Annotated in this window: 18 protein-coding genes; 9 read left to right on the top strand and 9 right to left on the bottom strand. The window is 66.8% G+C overall.

The window, feature by feature from the left end:
- Positions 1 to 41 precede the first annotated feature (41 nt).
- Genes ACM608_RS11660 through ACM608_RS11645 form a run of 4 tightly spaced genes read right to left on the bottom strand, consistent with a single transcriptional unit; the run spans position 42 to position 2,301 of the window.
- Positions 42 to 512, bottom strand: coding sequence for a GNAT family N-acetyltransferase (locus ACM608_RS11660; protein WP_419683387.1), 471 nt, complete (start codon positions 510 to 512; stop codon positions 42 to 44).
- Positions 509 to 1,114, bottom strand: coding sequence for a tRNA (adenosine(37)-N6)-threonylcarbamoyltransferase complex dimerization subunit type 1 TsaB (gene tsaB / locus ACM608_RS11655; RefSeq protein WP_419683386.1), 606 nt, complete (start codon positions 1,112 to 1,114; stop codon positions 509 to 511). Before tsaB ends, ACM608_RS11660 begins: the two co-directional genes overlap by 4 nt.
- Positions 1,114 to 1,704, bottom strand: a complete 591-nt coding sequence (locus ACM608_RS11650) for a malonic semialdehyde reductase (protein WP_419683385.1) — start codon at positions 1,702 to 1,704, stop codon at positions 1,114 to 1,116. Before ACM608_RS11650 ends, tsaB begins: the two co-directional genes overlap by 1 nt.
- A 24-nt stretch (positions 1,705 to 1,728) precedes the next feature.
- Positions 1,729 to 2,301 (bottom strand): NifU family protein, encoded by a 573-nt coding sequence (locus ACM608_RS11645; RefSeq protein WP_419683384.1) that lies wholly within the window; start codon positions 2,299 to 2,301, stop codon positions 1,729 to 1,731.
- 314 nt (positions 2,302 to 2,615) lie between these two features.
- Between ACM608_RS11645 and ACM608_RS11640 the strand changes: the two genes are divergently transcribed.
- On the top strand, positions 2,616 to 4,187 hold the full coding sequence (locus ACM608_RS11640) for a sulfotransferase (RefSeq protein WP_419683383.1): 1,572 nt from the start codon (positions 2,616 to 2,618) through the stop codon (positions 4,185 to 4,187).
- Between the two features lie 39 nt (positions 4,188 to 4,226).
- On the opposite strand, the gene ACM608_RS11635 is transcribed toward ACM608_RS11640, so the two are convergent.
- The 5 genes from ACM608_RS11635 to ACM608_RS11615 all read right to left on the bottom strand — a co-directional run bounded on the left by ACM608_RS11635 (position 4,227) and on the right by ACM608_RS11615 (position 10,989).
- Complete coding sequence (locus ACM608_RS11635; RefSeq protein WP_419683382.1) at positions 4,227 to 6,638, bottom strand: TonB-dependent receptor; 2,412 nt, start codon at positions 6,636 to 6,638, stop codon at positions 4,227 to 4,229.
- Positions 6,639 to 6,769: 131 nt separating this feature from the next.
- Entirely contained in the window at positions 6,770 to 7,711 is a 942-nt protein-coding gene (locus tag ACM608_RS11630; protein ID WP_419683381.1) for a sterol desaturase family protein, read from the bottom strand.
- 251 nt (positions 7,712 to 7,962) lie between these two features.
- Positions 7,963 to 8,871 (bottom strand): YncE family protein, encoded by a 909-nt coding sequence (locus tag ACM608_RS11625; RefSeq protein ID WP_419683380.1) that lies wholly within the window; start codon positions 8,869 to 8,871, stop codon positions 7,963 to 7,965.
- A gap of 10 nt (positions 8,872 to 8,881) precedes the next feature.
- Positions 8,882 to 9,886, bottom strand: coding sequence for an MBL fold metallo-hydrolase (locus tag ACM608_RS11620; RefSeq protein WP_419683379.1), 1,005 nt, complete (start codon positions 9,884 to 9,886; stop codon positions 8,882 to 8,884).
- A gap of 17 nt (positions 9,887 to 9,903) precedes the next feature.
- On the bottom strand, positions 9,904 to 10,989 hold the full coding sequence (locus ACM608_RS11615; RefSeq protein ID WP_419683378.1) for an MBL fold metallo-hydrolase: 1,086 nt from the start codon (positions 10,987 to 10,989) through the stop codon (positions 9,904 to 9,906).
- Positions 10,990 to 11,198: 209 nt separating this feature from the next.
- Here ACM608_RS11615 and ACM608_RS11610 point away from each other — a divergent pair, with 209 nt between their 5' ends.
- The 8 genes from ACM608_RS11610 to atzF are packed head-to-tail and all read left to right on the top strand — an operon-like array spanning position 11,199 to position 21,190.
- On the top strand, positions 11,199 to 12,284 hold the full coding sequence (locus ACM608_RS11610) for a putative urea ABC transporter substrate-binding protein (RefSeq protein WP_419683377.1): 1,086 nt from the start codon (positions 11,199 to 11,201) through the stop codon (positions 12,282 to 12,284).
- Between the two features lie 12 nt (positions 12,285 to 12,296).
- On the top strand, positions 12,297 to 13,112 hold the full coding sequence (locus tag ACM608_RS11605) for an ABC transporter permease (protein WP_419683376.1): 816 nt from the start codon (positions 12,297 to 12,299) through the stop codon (positions 13,110 to 13,112).
- Complete coding sequence (locus ACM608_RS11600) at positions 13,109 to 13,885, top strand: ATP-binding cassette domain-containing protein (protein WP_419683375.1); 777 nt, start codon at positions 13,109 to 13,111, stop codon at positions 13,883 to 13,885. The genes ACM608_RS11605 and ACM608_RS11600 overlap by 4 nt, the downstream gene beginning before the upstream one ends.
- 12 nt (positions 13,886 to 13,897) lie before the next feature.
- On the top strand, positions 13,898 to 14,383 hold the full coding sequence (locus ACM608_RS11595; protein WP_419683374.1) for a CopG family ribbon-helix-helix protein: 486 nt from the start codon (positions 13,898 to 13,900) through the stop codon (positions 14,381 to 14,383).
- A complete protein-coding gene (locus ACM608_RS11590) occupies positions 14,380 to 15,198 on the top strand; it encodes an urea amidolyase associated protein UAAP1 (RefSeq protein WP_419683373.1) in 819 nt (272 codons plus the stop codon). Before ACM608_RS11595 ends, ACM608_RS11590 begins: the two co-directional genes overlap by 4 nt.
- 18 nt (positions 15,199 to 15,216) lie before the next feature.
- Positions 15,217 to 15,852: an urea amidolyase associated protein UAAP2 gene (locus ACM608_RS11585; protein ID WP_419683372.1), complete on the top strand. Its 636-nt coding sequence runs from the start codon at positions 15,217 to 15,219 to the stop codon at positions 15,850 to 15,852.
- A complete protein-coding gene (gene uca / locus ACM608_RS11580) occupies positions 15,849 to 19,424 on the top strand; it encodes an urea carboxylase (RefSeq protein WP_419683371.1) in 3,576 nt (1,191 codons plus the stop codon). The genes ACM608_RS11585 and uca overlap by 4 nt, the downstream gene beginning before the upstream one ends.
- Positions 19,421 to 21,190, top strand: a complete 1,770-nt coding sequence (atzF, locus tag ACM608_RS11575) for an allophanate hydrolase (RefSeq protein WP_419683370.1) — start codon at positions 19,421 to 19,423, stop codon at positions 21,188 to 21,190. The genes uca and atzF overlap by 4 nt, the downstream gene beginning before the upstream one ends.
- Positions 21,191 to 21,220: the final 30 nt, after the last annotated feature.

The following is a 21,220-nucleotide window of genomic DNA, read 5'->3' as shown; positions in this document are numbered from 1 at the left end:
GACAAGGCTGTCATTGCAACCCGAGCAATGGTGAAACACGGTCAATTATCCAACGATCGTCCTAGGGTGATCGCGTCGAATCGTTCCTTCTCGCGTCCGGTGTAATAGCCCGGCCGACGCCCGATCTCGGCAAAGCCCGCCGCTGAATAGAGCCGCGCCGCCGGATTGCCGTCGCGCATTTCGAGCATCAGCCGCCGCGCGCCGTTGGCCGCCGCAATGCGCGCGATCTCCCCGACCAGTGCCGACCCCGTGCCCAGCCGCCGTGCGGAGGGCCGAACCGCGATCAGGAGGAGTTCCGCCTCGTCCACCACGACGCGGGCCAAGGCGAAGCCCGCCGGCTCATCGCCATGGCGGGCGAGGATTAGCCAGAGGCCCGGCGTCCCCAGCATCCCCCGGCATTGCGCGGCGGTCCATGCCTCGCCGAAGCGCGGATCGAACGCCTCGGCCATGGTGACCATCACCTCGTTCAGGTCCGCGACGGTGCCGGGCAGGATGCGCAGCGCCTCGCTCACGCCGCCGCCTTCGCATCCGGCGCACGGCCGTAGAGCGGGCGTGGGGGCAGTGCGGTCTCGTCCTCGGACAGCAGGGTCGCGTCGGCGGCACGGGGCAGCGCATCCACCGCCTCGCCGAAGCCCCGCGCGGCCACCAGATCGGCCGCCCCCGATCCGAGGACACGAAACTCCGGCACCACCTCCGCCGCCGCCTCCGGGCGAAGCGAGGCAAGCTCGGTCACCGCGCGGCGCGGCGCGGCGGAGAAGCGTTGGACGAACAGCTCGCCATGGCCGCCGATGATGGCGACTGCCGCCGCCCCGCCTGCGGCATGGCCGGCCGCGATGAGGGTCAGAGAGGAATAGCCGCGCACCGGCACACCCCAGGCAAGGCCGAAGGCGCGCGCCGCGGCGATCCCGACGCGGATGCCGGTGAAGCTCCCCGGCCCGCAATCGACCAGCACTTCGCTCGGCACCCTGTCGCCCAGCAGGTCGCGGATCATTGGCAGCAACCGCTCGGCATGGCCGCGCCCGACCACCTCATGCGCCTCGCCAAGGCAGCGGCCGTCCTCGATCAGGGCGATCGAGCAGGCGGCGGTCGCCGTGTCGATGACCAGCACCGCCATCAGGCCACCCGGTTGAACTCTTCGAAAGGCGGGCGGGGCAGGCGGTCGAAGATCGTTGCGGGATCGCCATAGCCGAGGGTCGAGATGAAGTTCGAGCGCACGGTCGTCCCACCGAAGAACGCCTCGTCCACCTTCGCATTGTCGAAGCCCGACATCGGCCCGGTATCGAGCCCAAGCGCCCGGGCCGCCATGATCAGATAGGCGCCCTGCAGCGCACTGTTGCGGACCGCGGTCGCCTCCACCATCGCGGTATTGCCGCGGAACCAGGATGCCGCATCGGCATGGGGGAAGAGGCGCGGCGCGTGTTCGTAGAACTCCATGTCCATGCCGACGATGACGGTCACCGGCGCCTTGCGGATCTTGTCCGCATTGGTGCTGCTGGCGAACCCGGCCAGCTTCTCCTTCGCTTCCGTCGAGGTGCACCAGACGAAGCGCGCGGGCAGCAGGTTGGCGGAGGTCGGCCCGAACTTCATCAGGTCCCAGATGGCGTGGATCTGCGCCTCGCTCACGGGCTTGTCGAGATAGCCGTTGTAGCTGCGCGCCGTGCGGAACAGCTGGTCAAGCGCGGCGTCGTTCAAGGCTGCGGTCATAAATCCCCCGATTTGAAGAACGGATCAGGCGGCGCGGACGTCCACCACTTCCGGCACGTAATGCTTCAGCAGGCTCTCGATGCCCTGCTTCAGCGTCGCGGTCGAAGAAGGGCAGCCTGCGCAGGCGCCGTGCATCGCCAGGTAGACGACGCCCTTGTCGAAGCCGCGATAGACGATGTCGCCGCCATCGCGCGCCACCGCCGGGCGTACCCGTGTGTCGATGATCTCGCGGATCTGCGCGACGATCTCGGCATCCTCCGGGTCCTCCGGGAAGGTCCCGTCATCAGCGATGTCGATGCCGTCGGCACCGCCGCCGGTAAACAGGGGCGCGTTGGAGGAGAAATGGTCGAGCAGGACGGAGAGGACCTGCGGCTTAAGGTCGCGCCATTCGACGCCGGGCGCCGCCGTGACCGAGATGAAGTCGGAGCCGAAGAACACGCCCTCGACGTCCCCCAGGCTGAACAGGGCCGAGGCGAGCGGCGAGCTTTCCGCCTCCTCGGGATCGGCGAAGTCGCGGCTCCCCGCGCTCATCACCGGGCGGCCCGGATTGAACTTCAGCGTGGCGGGGTTGGGCGTGGCTTCCGTCTCGATCAGCATGTAGCTCAATTGGGACCATCGGCGGTATCGATCAAGGGGGCGGTTTGCGGCGCGCGACACGTTTATCCGAGCTGCGAGATGTCTCCTACGGAATTGAAGGATCGGAACCCGCGCTCCGCGCCCCCCGTCATCCCCGCGAAGGCGGGGATCCATCGCTCTCAATTCCAAGCAGCCGCTGTAACCTTGGCGACGGCACAAGATTGCGCTTCAATTGTCGGGAAATCCTTGCCACTCCTTTGACCCTGAGACCGAATAAGCGACCCGCTCGCGAACGAGGATTGCTAGATGGCTTTGGCCCGGTACCGAGCCGTAAAGTGACGCCACTCACGGAAACCGAAGCCCGCGCCGCCCTCAGGCGCGGCGACCTGCAAGCCGCTGTCGGCGCCGCGCGCACGCTGGTCGAGCAGCACCCCGACGACCCCACGGGCTTCTTCCTCCTCGGCATGGCCGCAGCCCAGGCGGGGCAGCCCGCCAAGGCGGTCCCGCTGATCGAGGCCGCGGTGGAGCGTGGGCCACGCGCCGAGCATCTGGCGCAACTCGCCCGCCTGCTGATCCTTCTGCGCCGCGATGGCGAGGCGGGTGAGGCGGCGCGCGCCGCACTGGCGCTCGGCCCCGCGGACGCACTCACCCTCGACACCGCCGGCTGCGTGCTGGCCAGGCTCGGCGACCATGAGGCGACGGTCGCCCCCTTCTCGGCGGCGGTGGCGGCGGAGCCGGGCAACCTCGACTACCGCTACAATCTCGCGGCGGCGAGCGGGTTCACCGGGAGGGTCGAGGAGGCGCGCGGCCATTACGAGGCGATCATCGCGGCCGATCCCGGCAATGCTCGCGCGCATTACGCGCTTGCCATCCTCTCGCGCCAGGCGGCGGGTGCCAACCACGTCCCGCGTCTTCGTACCGCCCTTGCGTCTGCGGACAAACCCGGCGACGCGCTCCGTATCCGCTATGCCCTCGCCAAGGAGCTGGAGGACATTGGCGAGGGGCAGGAGGCATTCCACCACCTCGCCCAGGCCAATGCTGCGCAGAAGCGGGCGCTCGGCTACGACTTCGCGCAGGATGCCGCGATCTTCGACGCGATCGAGGCGCTGTTCGATGGCGGGCGGCTGGCGGAGGGTGCAGGCGATCCCGATCCCGCGCCGATCTTTGTCGTCGGAATGCCGCGCACGGGCACGACGCTGGTCGATCGCATCCTCTCCTCGCACCCCGAGGTCGGTTCGGCGGGGGAGCTTCAGGCCATGCCGCTCGCCGTCAAGCAATTGGCCGGCACACCGTCACGCACCGTCGTCGATCCGGAGACCATCCGCGCGAGCGGCGGTGTGGATCCGGCGGCGATCGGTGCCGCCTTTCTCGCGCGGGCGGCGCATCATCTGCCGACCGGCGTGCCGCGCTTCATCGACAAGCTGCCGGCGAACTTTCTTTATATCGGCCATATCGCCCGCGCGCTGCCGAACGCGCGGATCGTCTGCCTCCGCCGCGATCCGATGGACACGATCTGGAGCAACTACAAGAACCTGTTCGCAAGCCAGTCGGCCTATTACGCCTATTCCTACGACCTGATGGACACGGCCCGCTATTACGCACGCTTCGATCGGTTGATGGCGCTCTGGAACCGCCTGTTCCCCGGCCGCGTGCTTCAACTGTCCTATGAGGGGCTGGTCGCCGATCAGGAGGGGGAGACCCGCGCCCTCCTTGCCCATTGCGGGCTGGGCTGGAACCCGGCGTGCCTCTCGTTCCACGAGAACAAGGCCGCCGTCGCCACCCCCAGCGCCGCCCAGGTCCGCCGCCCGATCAACGCCGATGCCATCGGCAAATGGCGGGCGAACGCGGCGGCGATGGAGGAGGCGCGCGCCTGGCTGGACGGGCAGGGGATCTCAACTCGAAAATAGGGAGTGGGCGCCCTCCCGCGAGAGCGCCCCTTGACCCGATCAGTACTTGATCCGCGCCTCGATGCCGAAGGTGCGCGGGTTCACGACAGCGCGCTTGTAGTAACGTACCCGCACCCCATCGTTCACACCGATGCGCGAACGGTCCTGCTCCACCGACGACACTGCATATTTGTCGAAGATGTTGTTGGCGAACAGGCCGAAGCTGTAGCCGTCGGTCTCGTACATCACCGACGCGCGATGCAGCACGAAGCTGGGGATCTTGTCGCCATAGGTCCGTTCCCAGCCCAGGCGGGAGATGACGTTACCCCGATAGGTTGCCGTCCAGTCGGCGATCAACTCGCCTTCCTTGAACGGCATCGTGTAGGTGGCACCCAGGCTGCCGGAATTCTTGGCGGAGCCCGGCAGGCGGTCTCCGTCGAACGCGTCGAGCCGGATCGGGTCGCTCGGATAGCCCACCGGATCGTTGACCGGCGTGATCGACAGCACGTTGCTGGTCAGCTGCGCGTCGGTGTAGGAGTAGCTGCCCTGGATGCTCACCCGCGGCACGGGCCGGAGCTGGAATGACGTCTCGAACCCCTTCGACTTGGCCGACCCGCCGTTCACCGTGATCCCGGCGATGCCGTTCAGGGTTGCGGACGCAAGCTGGATGCCGCTCCACTTGATGTGGAAGACGTTGAAGTTGAAGCTCAGCCTGCGGTCGAACAGCTGGGTACGAACGCCGACCTCAATGTTTTTCGTGCTGTCCGGCCCGAACTGCAGCTCGTCGGGCAGGGCGCAGATGTTCTGGCCGGGCGGCAGCGGAAGCTGGCACGGCGCGACCGTGTTCGGGCCGCCGATACGATATCCCTTGCTGTAGGTCGCGTAGATCATCAGGTCGCGGCTGAAGTTATAGGAGCTGTTGAACTTCCACACCCAGCCGTCCTTCGAAGACTTGCCGCCGTTGACCGGCAGGTCGCGCGGGTCGAGAGGCTGGTTAAGCAGCGGCAAGGTCGCCGCGCCCGCGACTTCGGACGTATACTTGAAGTACCGCGCACCGCCGGTCACCTGGAACTCCGGCGTGACGTGAAACGAGCCTTCGCCGAACACCGCCTTTTCCGTGACCTTTGAGTTCGTGTAGGAGACGTACTCAAGCTCTTCCGGGTTGGTGGCGAGATCGACCCACGGATGCCCGGGCAGGTGCTCGGAATAATCGCTCTTCAGCTTCTGCTCGTTGTAGAAGCCGCCGAGCACCCAGCTGAACGGGCCGCCATGGCGGGAAACGAGGCGGACCTCCTGGTTGAACTGCTTGCGACGGTTGTCCCGCTCGTTCCAGCTCGTGAAAGCCGGGAACAGCTCGTAATCATAGTCGAGATCGAGAAGCAGGTCGGTATTGTCGCCCACGCCTTCGGTGCGGACGTTCGTATAGGCCGTCGTCGACACCAGATCCGCGATATCCGCGATGTTGGCGTTGATTTCCGCGCTGACCAGATGGGCGCGCCGCTTCGTCGGCTCTTCATAACGACCGGCGCTCTCATATTTGCCGGTGCCGAGAACGCCGGCGCTGTTCGACTGCACGCCGCCGGTCTTGGTCTGCTGATAGGCGTAGGTGAGCGTGAGCTTCAGGTCTTCGCTGGTCTGCAGGAGAAGCTGGTTGCGAGTGGTGAAGGTCTTCTCGTAGTTGAGGTCCTTCGCGCGGCGGAGGTTCGCGTCATACCCCGCATCGCTGATGCTGTCCGGCCCGTCCGGCTGCGGCAGGGAGACGCCGGGTTCCTTCACGATCAGCGGATAGTCGATGAAGCCGGGGTCGTAGTAATAGCCTGTCGCCGTGCGGAACGCGACGTGATCGCGCACGAGCGGGATGTTGATCATCCCGTCGGCCTGATAGCCCGCCTTGCTGCCGTGGTTCTTGCCGTAGAAGCGGCCATGCGCCTCGCCTTCGAAGTCGGTGACGTTTGGCCGGTTCGGGATGTAGCGGATCGCGCCGGCGAGCGTGCCCAGGCCGTAGAGTGTGCCCTGCGGCCCGAGCAGCGTTTCGACCCGCGCGATGTCGATCAGCTTGAAGTCGTAATAGAGCGGGACCTCGCCCAAATAGATGCCCATCGCATTGTCATAGGTGGCGCCGCTGGCCTCCGTGTCCGAAGCGCTCAGGCCCCGCAGCACGATCGAGCCGGTCGAGCGTGGGCCCGTGTCGGAGATGGTGATGCCGGGCGTGAAGTCGGCGATGTCGCGAATGTCGTCGACGCGCTGGCGAGCGAGTTCTTCCGCGCCGATCGCGGCGATGTTGATCGGCGTGTCCATGATCGTGGTGGCGCGGCGGGAGCCGGTCACGACGATGTCGTTGATGTCATCTTCAGCCGCCGGTGCTGCCGCCGCCGCTTCGGCCTCCGCCGCCCAGGCGGGCTTGGCGAGACCGGCGGCGGTGAGGACGGTTGCGGACAACAGGCCCAATTTCAACTTGGCACGATACGACATTCGGTGACCCCCTTTTCGTTCTTGTCCTCCCTCTCCCGATACCGGTCGGCCCTTTTGCGGGTCTCTCCGGCCTTGTCTTGAACCTTACGGTCCGCCGTCGCCGCTTGCCGGCGTCCGGTGCGTCGGAATATTTAAGCGGGCATTCCCGACCCCTGCCGCCGCGCCTTCACGGCGGCGATCGCGGGCTGGAACGGAAACAGGAACTGCTCGGCGATCGACAGCCGCTTGCGCTCGTCCTGCCCCACGACCGACGCCTCGCCCTCGCGATAAGTGCCGAAGATCCGGTCGAGCAGGATCAGCGAATTGGCGTAATTGCAGCGCGTCTCATCAAAACCGGTCGAATGATGCAGGCTGTGGTGCCGGATCGTCGTGAAGACGAACGAGTAGAACAGCGGCGGATTGGCGCGAACATTGGCATGGGCGAAGCCGGAAACGATGCCGAGCACGCTGACCGCACAGAACACCGGCGCCGTGGCGAAGTCGAACAGGGCGACCACGCTCAGGCTGATCAGGAACAGCTCGATCGGATTGCCGACATAACCCTTCCACGCGTTCAGCTGGGTGATGTGGTGATGCGGCGCATGGGTCGCCCAGAACGGGGCCGTATTGTGCATCAGCCGATGCATCCAATACTGGCCGACCTCGATAAGGAAGATGACGAGCGCCGCCTGCACCAGAAACGGCAATTGCGTGACCCATGGGGTGGCGATGCCGAGCGAGGCCTTCACCGCCTTCAGCGGCGTTTCGGCGAGCGCCTCCGTCGCCCAGGCGATCGCGGTGTAGCCGAGCACGACGTAGAACAGATCCGTCGCGAACTCGCGCCAGTTGATCCGCCAGCCTGGGTGGCGCTCGAAGACGAATTCAAGCGCCTGAATGATGCAGATAGACACCGCGCCGGTCGCGAGCAACGTGGACGGGTTCTCGGCGATCGACAGGGGTGCCAACCACCAGAACAGAATGGCAGCAAGAACCATCATCGGCGGGATGAGGTTGACCAGTTGGGTCGTCAACGAAGTATAGACCGTGGCGGCGCCCCCCGAGGGAGCGGAATTGCCCGGCAATGACTGGTCCATCGGCAATCTCCACCGCAAACGGCCGGTTCCCCGGCCCGTCTTTCCTGATCCTCTCTCGGTTACGTCGTTCTGTAACACTGCACGCTATCGATATTACGAAACCCGTCAAGGGTATTATTAACCCCGAAGTGCCTGCAAACTGTCGATAAAATCCGAAGTTAATCAGTCACTTGCCGACTACGCTCAGAAAAGCGGCAGGTGCACTTGGTACCTGCAAAGAAATTGGGCGATTCGTGGGTTCTGCTCCACCCTTACGGTGCGCTCCACCACGAAAGCGTGTGGACATCATGCGCGGTCGTCCAGATGCCGGCGGGGGTATAGCGCAGCGCGCCGCTGCCCGCCGGCTTGCCCGCGCGGGTGACGACCGCAAGCGACTTGGCATCGATCGCGGCGAAGGTCTGGTCCTCGGTCGTCCGCAGCCAGACAAACCCGCCACCCGTGTCGATGTCGCCATAGGTCAGCGTCTTGCCGACCTTCACGCGGGCAGTGACCATGACCGTCGCCGGGTCGATCCGCGCCACCGTGCCGTCGCCCTGTTCCTGCACCCAGACGCCACCTTCGCCCGCCGCGAGGAAGCCGGGCTGCTTGCCGAGCTTCACCGTATGCGAAACGGCATCGGTCTTGGGATCGATGCGCTGCAGCGTCTCCGCCTTGCCGCTCGCCGCCCACAGCGCGTTGAAGCCGAAGGCCATGTACGAGGTGTCGGGGGCTGCATCGATGGTCGCCACCACCTTGTCGGTGGCGGGGTCGATGCGGACGATCTTGCCCGCCGTCTGGCTCGGCGCCCAGATCGATCCCGCGCCAGCCACCACGTTCAACTCGCCGCTTGGCCCGATGCCGGCGGGGATCTTCGCCAACAGCTTCGCGGCTTTCGGATCGATGCGGTAGACCTCGCCGCCCTTGCAGTTCGCCACCCAGAGCGAGCCAAAGGCCATCGTCATCGCGCCGCAGGGGCGTGGCACCGCCACCTCGGCCTTCTTGGCCGAGGTGGACCATTGCTCCACCCGGCCGTCATTGGTCGTCCACACCGTATCGCCGTCCACCGCCAGGAAATCGGCGAAGCCCGGCACGCTGATCTCCTTCTCGCGAAGGGCGGACGGCTCCGGCTGTGCCGCGAAGGCGGTGGCAGGCATCAGCATCAAGACAAGCGCGCGCTTCATGGTCGTCCCCTCAAGCATAGCGATACGGGTTCTTGTCGATCGTCGTCAGGCCGCGCGTCTGGTTGCAGAGGAAGACGGTGCCGGTGAAGTAGATCCCCGGTTCCTTGATGGTCTGCGCCATCGCCCAAGCCTCGCGAAGCTGCTGCACCGTCATCTGCACCGGCGCCTCGTCCGGCTGCCATGTGACGCCGTAGGGATAGTCCTCGCCATCCTTGCTGATCTCGACATGGCAACCCATCACATGGCTGACCGGATGGGTGTCGACGAAGTCGATCAGCCGTTTCATGCTGTCGAACCAGGGCTGCCAGAAACTAATGTAACACCGGCCCCGGTAGAACATGTCGCCGGTGTAGAGGATCTGCGTATAGCTGTCGTAATAGGCGAATTCCGAGACGACATGTCCCGGCGACCCCCAGATCAGGATCTCGCGCCCGCCCAAGTCGAGGGATACGCGTTGTTCCGGGAAGTTGGTCATTCCCCAGAAACCGACCATCTCTTCATGGGTCTGGCCCATATAACGGGTGTGCGGCCGGCCTGCGAACTGGTTGACCGCGAAATAGTGATCGTCGTGCAGGTGGCTGAACGCGACGATCAGCTCCATGCTGGCCGGATCGCGGCCGTTCCTTGCGCACCATTCCTCGATGCACTGGTCGACCACACCGCGCAGGTCCCAGTCGTTGCGAAGCTGGGTGTAGCCCTCGTCGAGCAGAAGCACCCGATCGTTGCCGAAGTAGAGCGGGGCGAACGGCGCCTCGTAACTGTACGCCTTGTTCTGCCGCAGGATCGCGGTGTGCGGGTTGTACCAGTGGACGTGAACGGGCGGATCGGTGTTGTCCATCGCCGACTTCGATCCGCAGATCCACTTGGCCGGGAAGGTGCCGGGTGCGGGCAGGTTGCTTTTGAAGTCGATGGGTGCCGGCCGGGTCGCGGCTTGGGCGAGGCTGGAAAGGCCCCCGCCCGCCAACGGGATCGCGGCGGCGGCGGCGTTGTAGGTGAGGAAGGTGCGGCGGTCCAAGGCGTGTCTCCCGGATCTCAGAAGAAGAAGGGCGGCTGGATGTCGGGCACGCCTTCCGGCCAGACCTTGGTCCGCTGATCGGGACTGACCCCGTTGAACAGGATGAAGTCGGGCCGGATCAGCACCATGTCCTTGCCCCGCACCTCGCGCCCGTACTGGATCGCCTCGTCGAGCGCTGTGACCGGCAGTTCCAGAATGCGTTCGTAAGGTTTGAAGGTGGTGAACCGGCGGAACGCCTTCCCCGGCACGAACAGCATGTCGATATGGCCGCCCAGTATCCATTGGACCGGATGGCTGGCGGTGTAGCTCTTCAGCCGCTCCAGCGAGGCGACGAAATCGCGATCGTTGCCGATGTTGATGCGCCCGGGGAAGATCAGGTCGCCGGTGAACAGGATGTCGCAATAGGGATCGTAGAAGCTGACCCCGTCCTTGTGCGCGCCGGGGGTGGGGATCACCTCCACCACGCGGTCGCCCAGGTCGATCTTGCCGACGCCCGACGGCCAGTTGCCCGACAGGCCGTAATGCCGTTTCATCACCTCGAGAGGCTTGGGCACGATCACCGTATCCGGCCGACCGGCGAACTGGCCGAGACCCTGGTTCTGCGCGAGGTTCTCGCCGGAGGTGAGCGCGACCGTCAGCGGAACGGTGCGCCGGCCGCGCGCCTGCGCCCAGCGGGTGATGATCGCATCGACCGTCTCGCGCAGCGGATAGTATTCGGGCTCGGCCGTGGCACCGCTGTCGATCAGCAGCGCGCCCTTGTTGCCGAAGAGGAGGTAGGTGAACGGCGCCTGCCAGTGTACGCAGACATTCTGGCGCATGATGAACGTGTCTTCGTTGTACTGCACCACCTGAACGCGCGGGTCGCGGTTCTTGGCGGCAACCTCAGACCCGTGGATCCACGGGAAAGCGATCGTGCCGGGCGCCGGGCCGACGCAGTCGTAGTCGTGGTAGACCATCCCCTTGCGGTGCAGCGGGAGCGCACTGTCGGTGTTCTTCACGCCCGGGGGATTGTAGTCGAGGTCCGGGTTGCCGTTCGGATTGACCCATGCCGATCCGGGGATCGGTGCCGGCGGGGTGGTGGTCTGGGTCAAGCTTTGCGCCATCGAAAACTCCCGATCGCCGCGCGGCGAGGCGCGGTTGGCTGAACGTCTTTCGATGCATACCCCCCGGTACTATCGTCTTGCGGACCGACGAGGATTCCGCCGCGATACAGCAGCCTAGAACGATATTACCAATCGAGGCAATAATAATAATGACCCGTGGACATCCGAAAACTTTGCGGCAATGCTGCACTGCAAAGGGGACGAATCAAATGCTTCATCAGCTCCGCCGCGCAGGGATGATCGCCGCGACAAGCGTGGCCTTTACCTTCGCTTCCTGCTCGCCATCCTCGATCTCCGCGCCGGAGCCGAAGAAGGAGTTCAGCATCGGCTGGTCGATCTATGCCGGCTGGATGCCCTGGCCCTATGCGCAGCAGGCCGGCATCGTGAAGAAATGGGCCGACAAGTACGGCATCAAGATCAACGTCGTGCAGGTGAACGACTATGTCGAGTCGGTGAACCAGTACACAGCGGGCAAGTTCGATGGCGTGACGGTCGCCAATATGGACGCGCTGACCATCCCGGCGGCCGGCGGCAAGGACACCAGTGCGATCATCGTCGGCGACTATTCCGACGGCAATGACGGCGTGGTGCTGAAGGGCGCCGACAGCCTTGCCGCGATCAAGGGGCGGCAGGTTTATCTCGTCGAGCTCTCGGTCTCCCACTACCTCCTCGCGCGCGGGCTGGAGAAGGCCGGGCTGAAGATGAGCGACGTGAAGACGGTCAACACGTCGGACGCTGACATCGTCGGCGCCTTCGCCACGCCTTCCGTCAACGCGGCCGTCACCTGGAACCCGCAGCTGACCGTCATGAAGCAGACGCCGGGCGCGAAGCAGGTGTTCAGCAGCCACGAGATTCCGGGCGAGATCCTCGACCTGCTGGTGGTCGATACCGCCACGCTGAAGGCCAATCCCAATCTCGGCAAGGCGCTGGCGGGCATCTGGTACGAGACGGTGGCGCTGATGCAGCGGCAGGATGCCGAGGGGAAGGCGGCGCGGGCGGCCATGGCGAAGCTTTCGGGTGCGACGCCCGCCATGTTCGACAGCCAGCTGACCACCACCCATCTCTATGCCGATCCGAAGGCTGCGGTGGCCGCGACCTCCGATCCAGCGCTCGTCACCACCATGACCCGCGTCCGCGACTTCAGCTTCTCCAAGGGCCTGTTCGGGCAGGGTGCCAAGACCGCCGATGCGGTGGGCATTTCGTTCCCCGGCAACAAGACGCTGGGCGACGCCGCCCACGTCACCCTCCGCTTCGACGCCAGCTACATGCAGATGGCGGCGGACGGTAAGCTCTGAGCCGCGCCGGACATGCGCCTGGTAAACCGAAGGATCGGACGCGGGAACGGCATCCTGCTGGGTGCGCTGCCGATCGTGCTCCTGCTGATCGTCTACATCGTGATCGCGGCCGGACGGCACGCGGCGAACCCCAGCGACAAGATCCTGCCGCTGCCCGGCGGCATGGTGGAGGCGATGTCGGCGCTGCTGTTCGAGGCGGACCCGCTGTCCGGCCAACTCGTGTTCTGGGCCGACACGCTCGCCAGCCTGCAGCGGCTGGCCATCGGTGTAGCGATCTCGACGCTCTCGACCCTGCTCGTCGGCCTCGTGCTCGGCGTATTGCCGCCCGTTCGGGCGACGTTCGGGCCCCTGGTGACGGGCATCGCGGTGATCCCTCCGATCGCCCTCTTGCCGATCCTCTTCATCGCCTTCGGGCTCGGCGAGACCGCGAAGGTTGCCCTGATCGTGATCGGCATCGCACCCTTCATGATCCGCGACGTCGCCGGCCATATCGCCGCCCTTCCGCGCGAACAGATGATCAAGGCGCAGACCTTGGGCGCGAACAGCTGGCAGTTGATGCTCCGCGTCGCGCTGCCGCAGGCAATGCCGCGCCTCATCCAGGCGGTGCGGCTGTCGCTCGGCCCGGCCTGGGTGTTCCTGATTTCGGCGGAGGCGATCGCCGCCGATGTCGGGCTCGGCTACCGCATCTTCCTCGTCCGCCGCTATCTGTCGATGGACATCATCATCCCCTATGTCGCGTGGATCGCGGTGCTGGCGGTGATGATGGACGCGGCGCTCGCCTGGGCGAGTCGGCGCGGCTTCCCCTGGGCGCATGGGGGGCAGCATTGAGCGTACTCCTCAGCCTCCAGAATGTCTGGGTCGAATACGGCGACAAGGTTGTGCTGGAACGTGTCGATCTCGACATCGCGGAGGGCTCCTTCGTCTCGATCGTAGGACCTTCCGGCGCCGGCAAGAGCAGCCTGTTGCGCGTCGTCCTGGGGCAGGAGGTGCCGACGCGCGGCCAGATCCTCCTGGACGGCACGCCGCTCGCCCCCGAATGCGGGCCGGATCGCGGCGTGGTGTTCCAGCGCTATTCCGTGTTCCCGCACCTCTCGGCTCTCCGCAACACCATGTTCGGCTTTGAATGTGCGCAGGCACCCTTCACCGCCCGTCTGTTCGGCTCGGCACGCCGGGCCGCGATGGCGGAGGCGGCGGAGATGTTGAACGCGGTCGGGCTGGGCGACAGCATGCACCTCTATCCGGCGCAGATGTCGGGCGGGATGCAGCAGCGTCTGGCGATCGCGCAGGCGCTCGTGAAGCGGCCGCGCATCCTCCTTCTCGACGAGCCTTTCGGCGCGCTTGATCCAGGCATCCGCGCCGACATGCATGTCCTCATCACGCGGCTATGGGAGGACTACAACCTCACCATCCTGATGGTGACGCACGACATCAAGGAGGCGTTTTCCCTCGGCACCCGCGTGCTGACCTTGGACAAACGCCGCCGCGATCCGCAGGCGCCCCATCGCTACGGCGCGACGGCGGTCTACGACCTCCCGCTCGCCCGCCGCACCCGCGAGGCGCGTCAGATGAGTGTTACACTTGACGCTGTTCGTAATAATTGACAGGTCTGAATGATGAGTTCCGAACCGACGACCCTCGCCCGGCTGAGCATGAGCCTGCCCGCCGAACTGTTCCGCCAGCTGGACGTGATGGTGGAGGAGCGGGGCCTGCCTTCCCGCTCCCAGCTGATCGCCGAGCTGATCCGCCATGCGCTTGCCGAGCATGAGGCACTGACCCGGCCGGAGGACCTGCTCGCGGGCACGGTCACGCTCGTCTACCGGGGCGATCGCGGGCGGGTTCGACAGCAGCTGGCACAGACGCAGGCGGATTACCTGAAGGAGGTCATCTCCTCCCAGCACGTCTTCCTGGAGGACGACCAGTTGATGGAGGTCCTGCTGGTTCAGGGCCCAGCGGTACGGCTGAAGGATCTCTGCGACGCGCTGCGCGGCATCCGCGGGGTTCAGCAGCTCCAGCTCGTCACCACCACCGCGCTGCTGCCGCCGCTGCACGAACAGGACGGGCATGAGACGGCGCCTGCATCCGGCAAGGATGCGGCATGAGCGGCGCACTCGCCAACCCATCCGCCGCGCGGGATCATGCGCGGGCAATGGCGGGGACCGTCGTGGAGGCGATGCCGAAGGTGCCCCCGGTCGCGGACGACTTGCCCGAAGGCGCAGGCGAACTGCTGTGGGAGGAGACGATCGCGGCGGGCGGTTATGCCAGTCGCCGGCTGTCACGCGGGTCGCGGCTGCGGCTGATCGACCTGGAGGGGGACGCCTGCGCCTCCCTCCTAATCTTCAATGCGGAGATGCCGACCGAGCGGCTGAATGTCGCCGACACGGTTAAGATCCAGTGGAACGGCTATCTCGGCGCGGGCAAGTTCCTGCTGTCGGATATGGGTCGGGTGCTGATGAGCATCCTGGAGGATGCGGGCGGGACCAACGACACGTTCTGCGGCACGTCGAACGCGTCCACCAACCTCGCCAAATACGGGGAGGGACGGAACAGCGGCCCTTACCCGAACGGACGCGACCGGCTGCTTCTGGGTGCGTCCAAGCACGGGCTCGTCCGCCGCGACGTCCACCCCTGCGTCAACCTGTTCAAGGGCGCGCGGATCGAAGAGGACGGGACGATCACGCCGATCGTCGGGCCGTTCGAGGGCGGGCGGCAGATCGTGCTGCGCGCCGAGATGGACGTGATCGTGGTGATCGCGAACGTCCCGCATGTTCTCGATCCGCGCGAAGCGTGGACGGTGACGCCGCTCCGCGCGACCGCCTGGCGCGGAGACGTGACGCCCGAGGATGATCCCATCCGCAATGCGACGCCGGAGGGACTGCGCGCCTTCCAGAACGTCGAAGACTACTACCGCCGATAAGAACCGAAGAGGGGGCGAATGACTGCTGATCCGCACGTTACCGGCTTGCCCGGCGCGATCGTCCATGACGAGGTGGTGCCCGCGCGCGCACCCTGGCTGCATCATGTCGCGGCCGGGCAGACGCTTCGCATCGTCGATCTGGAAGGGAACCAGGCCGTCGACTTCCTGATCTATTCCGCCGCCGACGATGCCGAGCGGTACAGCGCGCAGGACACCGTCTCGGCGCAGGGCAATCTGTTCCTGCGACAGGGCAGCGTGCTGCGGTCCAACGAGGGACGGCCGATGATGACGATCACCGGCACCTCGGTCGAATATCACGACACGATCGGCGGGGCGTGCTCCTGCGAGAGCAACACGCTCCGCTACGGCCACCACACCAAGGCGCAGCACGCCTGCGTCGACAACTTCCTTGAGGCGAACCTGACCGAGGGTCGCGGCAAGCGGGACATGGTGTCCAACATCAACTTCTTCATGAACGTGCCGGTCGAGGCGGACGGATCGTTGGGCATCGTGGACGGCATCTCCGCGCCCGGCCTGACCGTGGATCTGCGCGCCGAGATGGACGTGGTGGTGGTCGTGTCCAACTGCCCGCAGATCAACAATCCCTGCAACGCGTTCAACCCGACGCCGGTCCGGATGATCGTGTCGGCATGAGCTTCGACACAGTCCTGGTCGCCAATCGCGGGGCGATCGCCACCCGGATCATCCGCACCCTCCGCAAGATGGGGCTGCGCTCCGTCGCGGTCTATTCGGAGGCCGACGTGGACTCGCTTCATGTCGCGCAGGCCGATGTGGCGGTGTGCATCGGCGCGGCACCCGCGACCGAAAGCTACCTGAACGTCGCCGCAATCCTGAAGGCAGCGGCGGACACCGGGGCGGGCGCGATCCACCCCGGCTACGGGTTCCTGGCGGAGAACGCTGAATTTGCCGAGGCCTGCGCGGCGGCGGGCGTCGTGTTCATCGGGCCGACGCCGCAGAACATGCGCGCCTTCGGGTTGAAGCACAGCGCCCGCGCGCTGGCGGCGGCGAACGGTGTGCCGCTGGCGCCCGGCACCGAGCTGCTGACCGACGAAGAGGAAGCGGCAAAAGCGGCGGGGGAGATCGGCTATCCGGTCATCCTGAAGGCGACCGCCGGCGGCGGCGGGATCGGCATGCGCATCTGCGCCGACGAGGCGGCGGTGCGCGAGGGCTTCGCCGGAGTGGCCCGGCTGGGTGGCAGCAATTTCGGCGACGCGGGCGTGTTCCTGGAACGCTATGTCGGCCGCGCCCGGCATGTCGAGGTGCAGATCTTCGGTGACGGGAAGGGTCGGGTGGTGGCGCTGGGCGAGCGCGATTGCTCGCTCCAGCGGCGCAACCAGAAGGTCGTCGAGGAGGCACCCGCGCCGTTGCTGCCGGCCGAGGTGCGGGCCGAGCTGATCGCATCGGCGGTGCGGCTGGGCGAGGCGGCGGGTTACCGGTCCGCCGGCACGGTCGAGTATCTCTACGATGCCGAGCGGCGGGAGTTCTTCTTCCTGGAGGTGAACACCCGGCTGCAGGTCGAGCATGGCGTCACCGAAGAGGTGATGGGCGTCGATCTGGTCGAGTGGATGATCCGGGGTGCGGCGGGCGACTTCGCGTTCCTCGATGCCGCGCCATCCGCGCCGAAGGGCCATTCGGTGCAGGTGCGGCTCTATGCCGAGGACCCGGCGCTGGATTACCGGCCCACCTCAGGCACGCTGACCGGCGTCACCTTCCCGGAGGACATCCGCGCCGAGACCTGGGTGATGGCGGGCAGTACGGTCAGCGCCTGGTACGACCCGATGCTGGCCAAGCTGATCGTCCATGCCGACACGCGCGAGGCGGGGATCGCGGCCATGCAGGCGGCGCTGGACGAGGCCCGCGTGGACGGGATCGAGACCAACCTGCGCTGGCTGCGCGAGGTGGTGCGGAACGAGGGGTTCGCGAGCGGCGAGGTCTCGACCAAGCTGCTCGACACGATCGCCTATCATCCCAAGAGCATCCGCGTGGTCGCCGGCGGCACCGCGACGACGGTGCAGGACTGGCCGGGGCGTCAGGGCCTTTGGGCGATCGGCGTGCCGCCGTCCGGGCCGATGGACGACCGATCCTTCCGGCTGGGCAATCTGCTGCTCGGCAACCCGGAGGGGACGGCGGGCCTAGAGGTCACCGTCACCGGGCCCACGCTCTCCTTCAACGCGCCCGCGCGGCTGTGCCTGATGGGCGCGGATTTCGGGGCGAAGCTGGACGGCGTGGCAGTCGAGCGCGGCGTGCCGATCGACGTGGCGGCGGGGCAGACGCTGGCGCTCGGTCGCGTTTCGGGCGGCGGGATGCGCGGGTATATCCTGTTCGCGGGTGGACTCGACATCGCGCCCTATCTGGGCAGCCATAGCACGTTCGAACTGGGTCAGTTCGGCGGCCATGCCGCGCGGCGGCTGCTGGCGGGTGACACGCTCCATCTCGGCGGTGCGGAGACCGGCACGGCGGTGGTGCCCGAAGCGCTGCCTTCGCTCGGCACCAGCTGGACGATCCGGGTGCTCTATGGGCCGCATGGCGCGCCGGACTTCTTCACGGCCGGCGACATCGAGGAGATCGTCGCGGCCGACTGGCAGGTGCACTACAACAGCAACCGCACCGGCGTCCGCCTGATCGGGCCGAAGCCGCATTGGGCGCGGACGGATGGGGGCGAGGCGGGGCTGCACCCGTCGAACATCCACGACAATCCCTATGCGATCGGTGCGGTGGATTTCACCGGGGACATGCCGATCATTCTCGGCCCCGATGGACCATCGCTAGGCGGGTTCGTGTGTCCGTTCGTGATCATCGCCGCCGACCGGTGGAAGATCGGCCAGCTTTCTCCGGGTGACCGGCTGCGCTTCGTGCCGGTGACGGCCGAGGATGCGGCAGCGGCCGATGCGACGCCGCTGGTGGAGCACCAGGCGCGCAAGATCGCGGACCTGTCGCCGATCCTGGCCGACCTGCCCGCACAGGGCCTGCGGCCGCGCGCGGTTTATCGGCAGCAGGGCGACCGCAACATCCTGGTCGAATACGGACCGATCGTCCTCGACATCGAGCTGCGCATCCGCGTCCATGCGCTGATGACCGAGCTGGAGCGGATGGCGCTGCCCGGCGTGATCGACATCGTGCCCGGCATTCGCTCACTGCAGCTCCACTTCGACGGACGTGTGCTGGATCAAGCCGGAGCGCTGGCGGCGCTGACCGCTGCCGAGGAGCGGCTGGGCGACCTCGAGGAGTTCGTCGCTCCCTCCCGCATCGTCCACCTGCCGCTCAGCTGGCGCGACCCGGCGACGATCGAGACGATCGAGAAGTATATGGCCGCCGTCCGCGACGACGCGCCCTGGTGCCCGGACAATATCGAGTTCATCCGACGCATCAACGGCTTGCCCGATGCCGGCGCGGTCGAGGAGGTGATCTTCGACGCGAGCTACCTCGTGCTCGGCCTCGGCGACGTCTATCTCGGCGCGCCGGTCGCGACGCCGGTCGACCCCCGGCACCGGCTGGTTACCACCAAGTACAACCCGGCGAGGACCTGGACGCCGCCGAATGTGGTCGGGATCGGCGGCGCGTATATGTGCATCTACGGCATGGAGGGGCCGGGCGGCTACCAGCTGTTCGGGCGCACCATCCAGGTGTGGAACACCCACCGCCAGACCGACGCCTTCGTGGACGGCAAGCCGTGGCTGCTGCGCTTCTTCGACCAGATTCGCTTCTTCAAGGTGAGCGCGGAGGAGCTGGCGGACTGGCGGCGCGACTTCCCGAGCGGGCGGCGGTCGATCGAGGTCGAGGAGTCGGAGTTCCGGCTTTCGGATTACCGCAAGTTCCTGGCCGAGAATGCGGAATTGATCGCGGCCTTCCAGGCGAGCCGGGGCGCGGCCTTCGACGAGGAGCGCGCGGAGTGGCAGCGCTCGGGTGAGTTCGACCGCGTGTCGAGCTTGACCGAAGAGGCGGGCGGCGGCGCGGCCGAGGTCGCGGTTGAGGTCCCCGAGGGCGCGGACCTGATCGAGGCGCCGTTCGGGGGCAGCGTGTGGAAGCTGCTGGTCTCGCCGGGCGACGCGGTGAAGGCGGGCGATGTCATCGCGGTGATCGAGGCGATGAAGATGGAGTGCCCGCTGGAGAGCCCCGGCGACGGGACGATCGCGCAGCTCTACATTCAGGAGCGGCAGTCGGTGCAGCCGGGCTCGCCGATCCTGGCGCTGAAGCCCGCCGCGTGACGGCGCTGGACCGGCTCAGCGCTGGGGCGATCGCAGCTGCCGTCAATGCGGGCGAGACCAGCGCGCTGACCGTGGCCGAGGAGACGATCGCGAGGGCTGCCGCCTATGACCGGGTGCAGCCGCAGGTCTGGATCAGCCGGGCGTCGCCCGACGATCTGCGGGCGGCGGCGCGGGCGGTGGATGCGCGGGTCGCGGCGGGGGAGAGCCTGCCGCTGGCGGGCGTGCCCTTTGCGGTGAAGGACAATATCGATGTCGCCGGGTTCGAGACGACAGCGGCTTGCCCGGCCTTTGCATACCAGCCGGATGCCTCGGCCAATGTGGTCGAACGGCTGCTGGCGGCGGGGGCTTTGTGCGTCGGCAAGACCAATCTCGACCAGTTCGCGACCGGGCTGAACGGGACGCGGAGCCCCTATGGCATCCCGCGCAACGCCTACAACCTCGGCTATGTCAGCGGGGGATCGAGTTCGGGGTCGGCTGTGGCCGTGGCGGCGGGGCTGGTGGGCTTCGCGCTCGGCACCGACACGGCAGGGTCGGGGCGTGTGCCGGCCGCGTTCAACCACCTGATCGGGTTCAAGCCGAGCAAGGGGCGCTGGAGCACCAGCGGCCTTGTCCCCGCATGCCGTTCGATCGACTGCATCACGGTGTTCACCGGCGAGACCGGCGATGCGGCGCTGGTCGACGGGGTGATCGCCGGGTTCGATGCGGGCGATCCGTTCTCCAAGCCGCTGGCTGATCGCCCGGTGCAGGCGCGGCGGATCGGGGTGCCGCGCCGGGATCAGCGGGTCTGGTTCGGCGATGGCGAGGCCGAGTTCCTCTACGACCGCGCAGTCGAGCGGCTGGCGGCAACGGCGGAGATCGTGGAAATCGACATCGCGCCGCTATTGGAGGCCGCGCAGCTGCTCTACGGCGGACCTTGGGTGGCGGAGCGGACGGCTGCTGTCGCGGACCTGCTGGCCAGCAATCCGGACGCCATCGACGCGACCGTGCGGGCGGTGATCGAGCCGGGGCTGGGGATCGGCGCGGTGGCGCTGTGGAACGGCATCTACCGCATGGCCGCGCTGAAGCGAGAGGCGGATTTGATGTGGGAGGGGGTGGACCTGCTCGCCTTCCCGACCACCGGCACGACATACCGGGTCAGGGAGATGCTGGCGGCTCCTGTGGCGCTGAACAGCAATCTCGGCTTCTACACCAACTTCGTGAACCTGCTCGACATGGCGGCGATCGCCGTGCCGGCGGGCGTGCGGGCGAACGGAACGGGGTTCGGCATCACCCTGATCGGTCCTGCCGATACCGACCGGGCGCTGATCGGGATCGCCGAGAACTATCTGGGCGCGGCGGACCTGCCGCCGCCGCCATCTCTGGACATGGAGGGTCGAGTGCAGACTGTTAAGCTGGCCGTCGTCGGCGCGCATCTGAAGGACATGCCGCTCCACTGGCAGCTGACCAGCCGCGACGCGGTGTTCGTGGAGGCAACGGAGACCGCGCCTGCCTACCGCCTCTATGCGATGGCGGACAGCGTGCCGCCGAAGCCCGCCTTGATCCACAGCGGTGATAACGGCGCGGCGATCAAGGTCGAGGTCTATGAGCTGGACGTCGCGGCCTTCGGCAGCTTCGTCGTGGACGTGCCCGCGCCGCTGGCGATCGGGACGGTGACGCTTGCGGACGGCACAAGCGTGAAGGGCTTCGTCGCGGAGCCGCGGGCGATCGTGGGGGCGGAGGATATCACCGCGCTCGGCAGCTGGCGCGCCTTCGTCGCGCGGGGGTGACACGCTTATCCTCCCCTGGAAGGGGAGGGG

Origin of the sequence: Sphingomonas sp. ID0503 (assembly GCF_048565625.1) — a bacterium.
Classification (GTDB): Bacteria; Pseudomonadota; Alphaproteobacteria; order Sphingomonadales; family Sphingomonadaceae; genus JBLZUR01.
The sequence above is the reverse complement of the archived record's forward strand: the minus strand, read 5'-3'. Positions and strand labels throughout refer to the sequence as shown.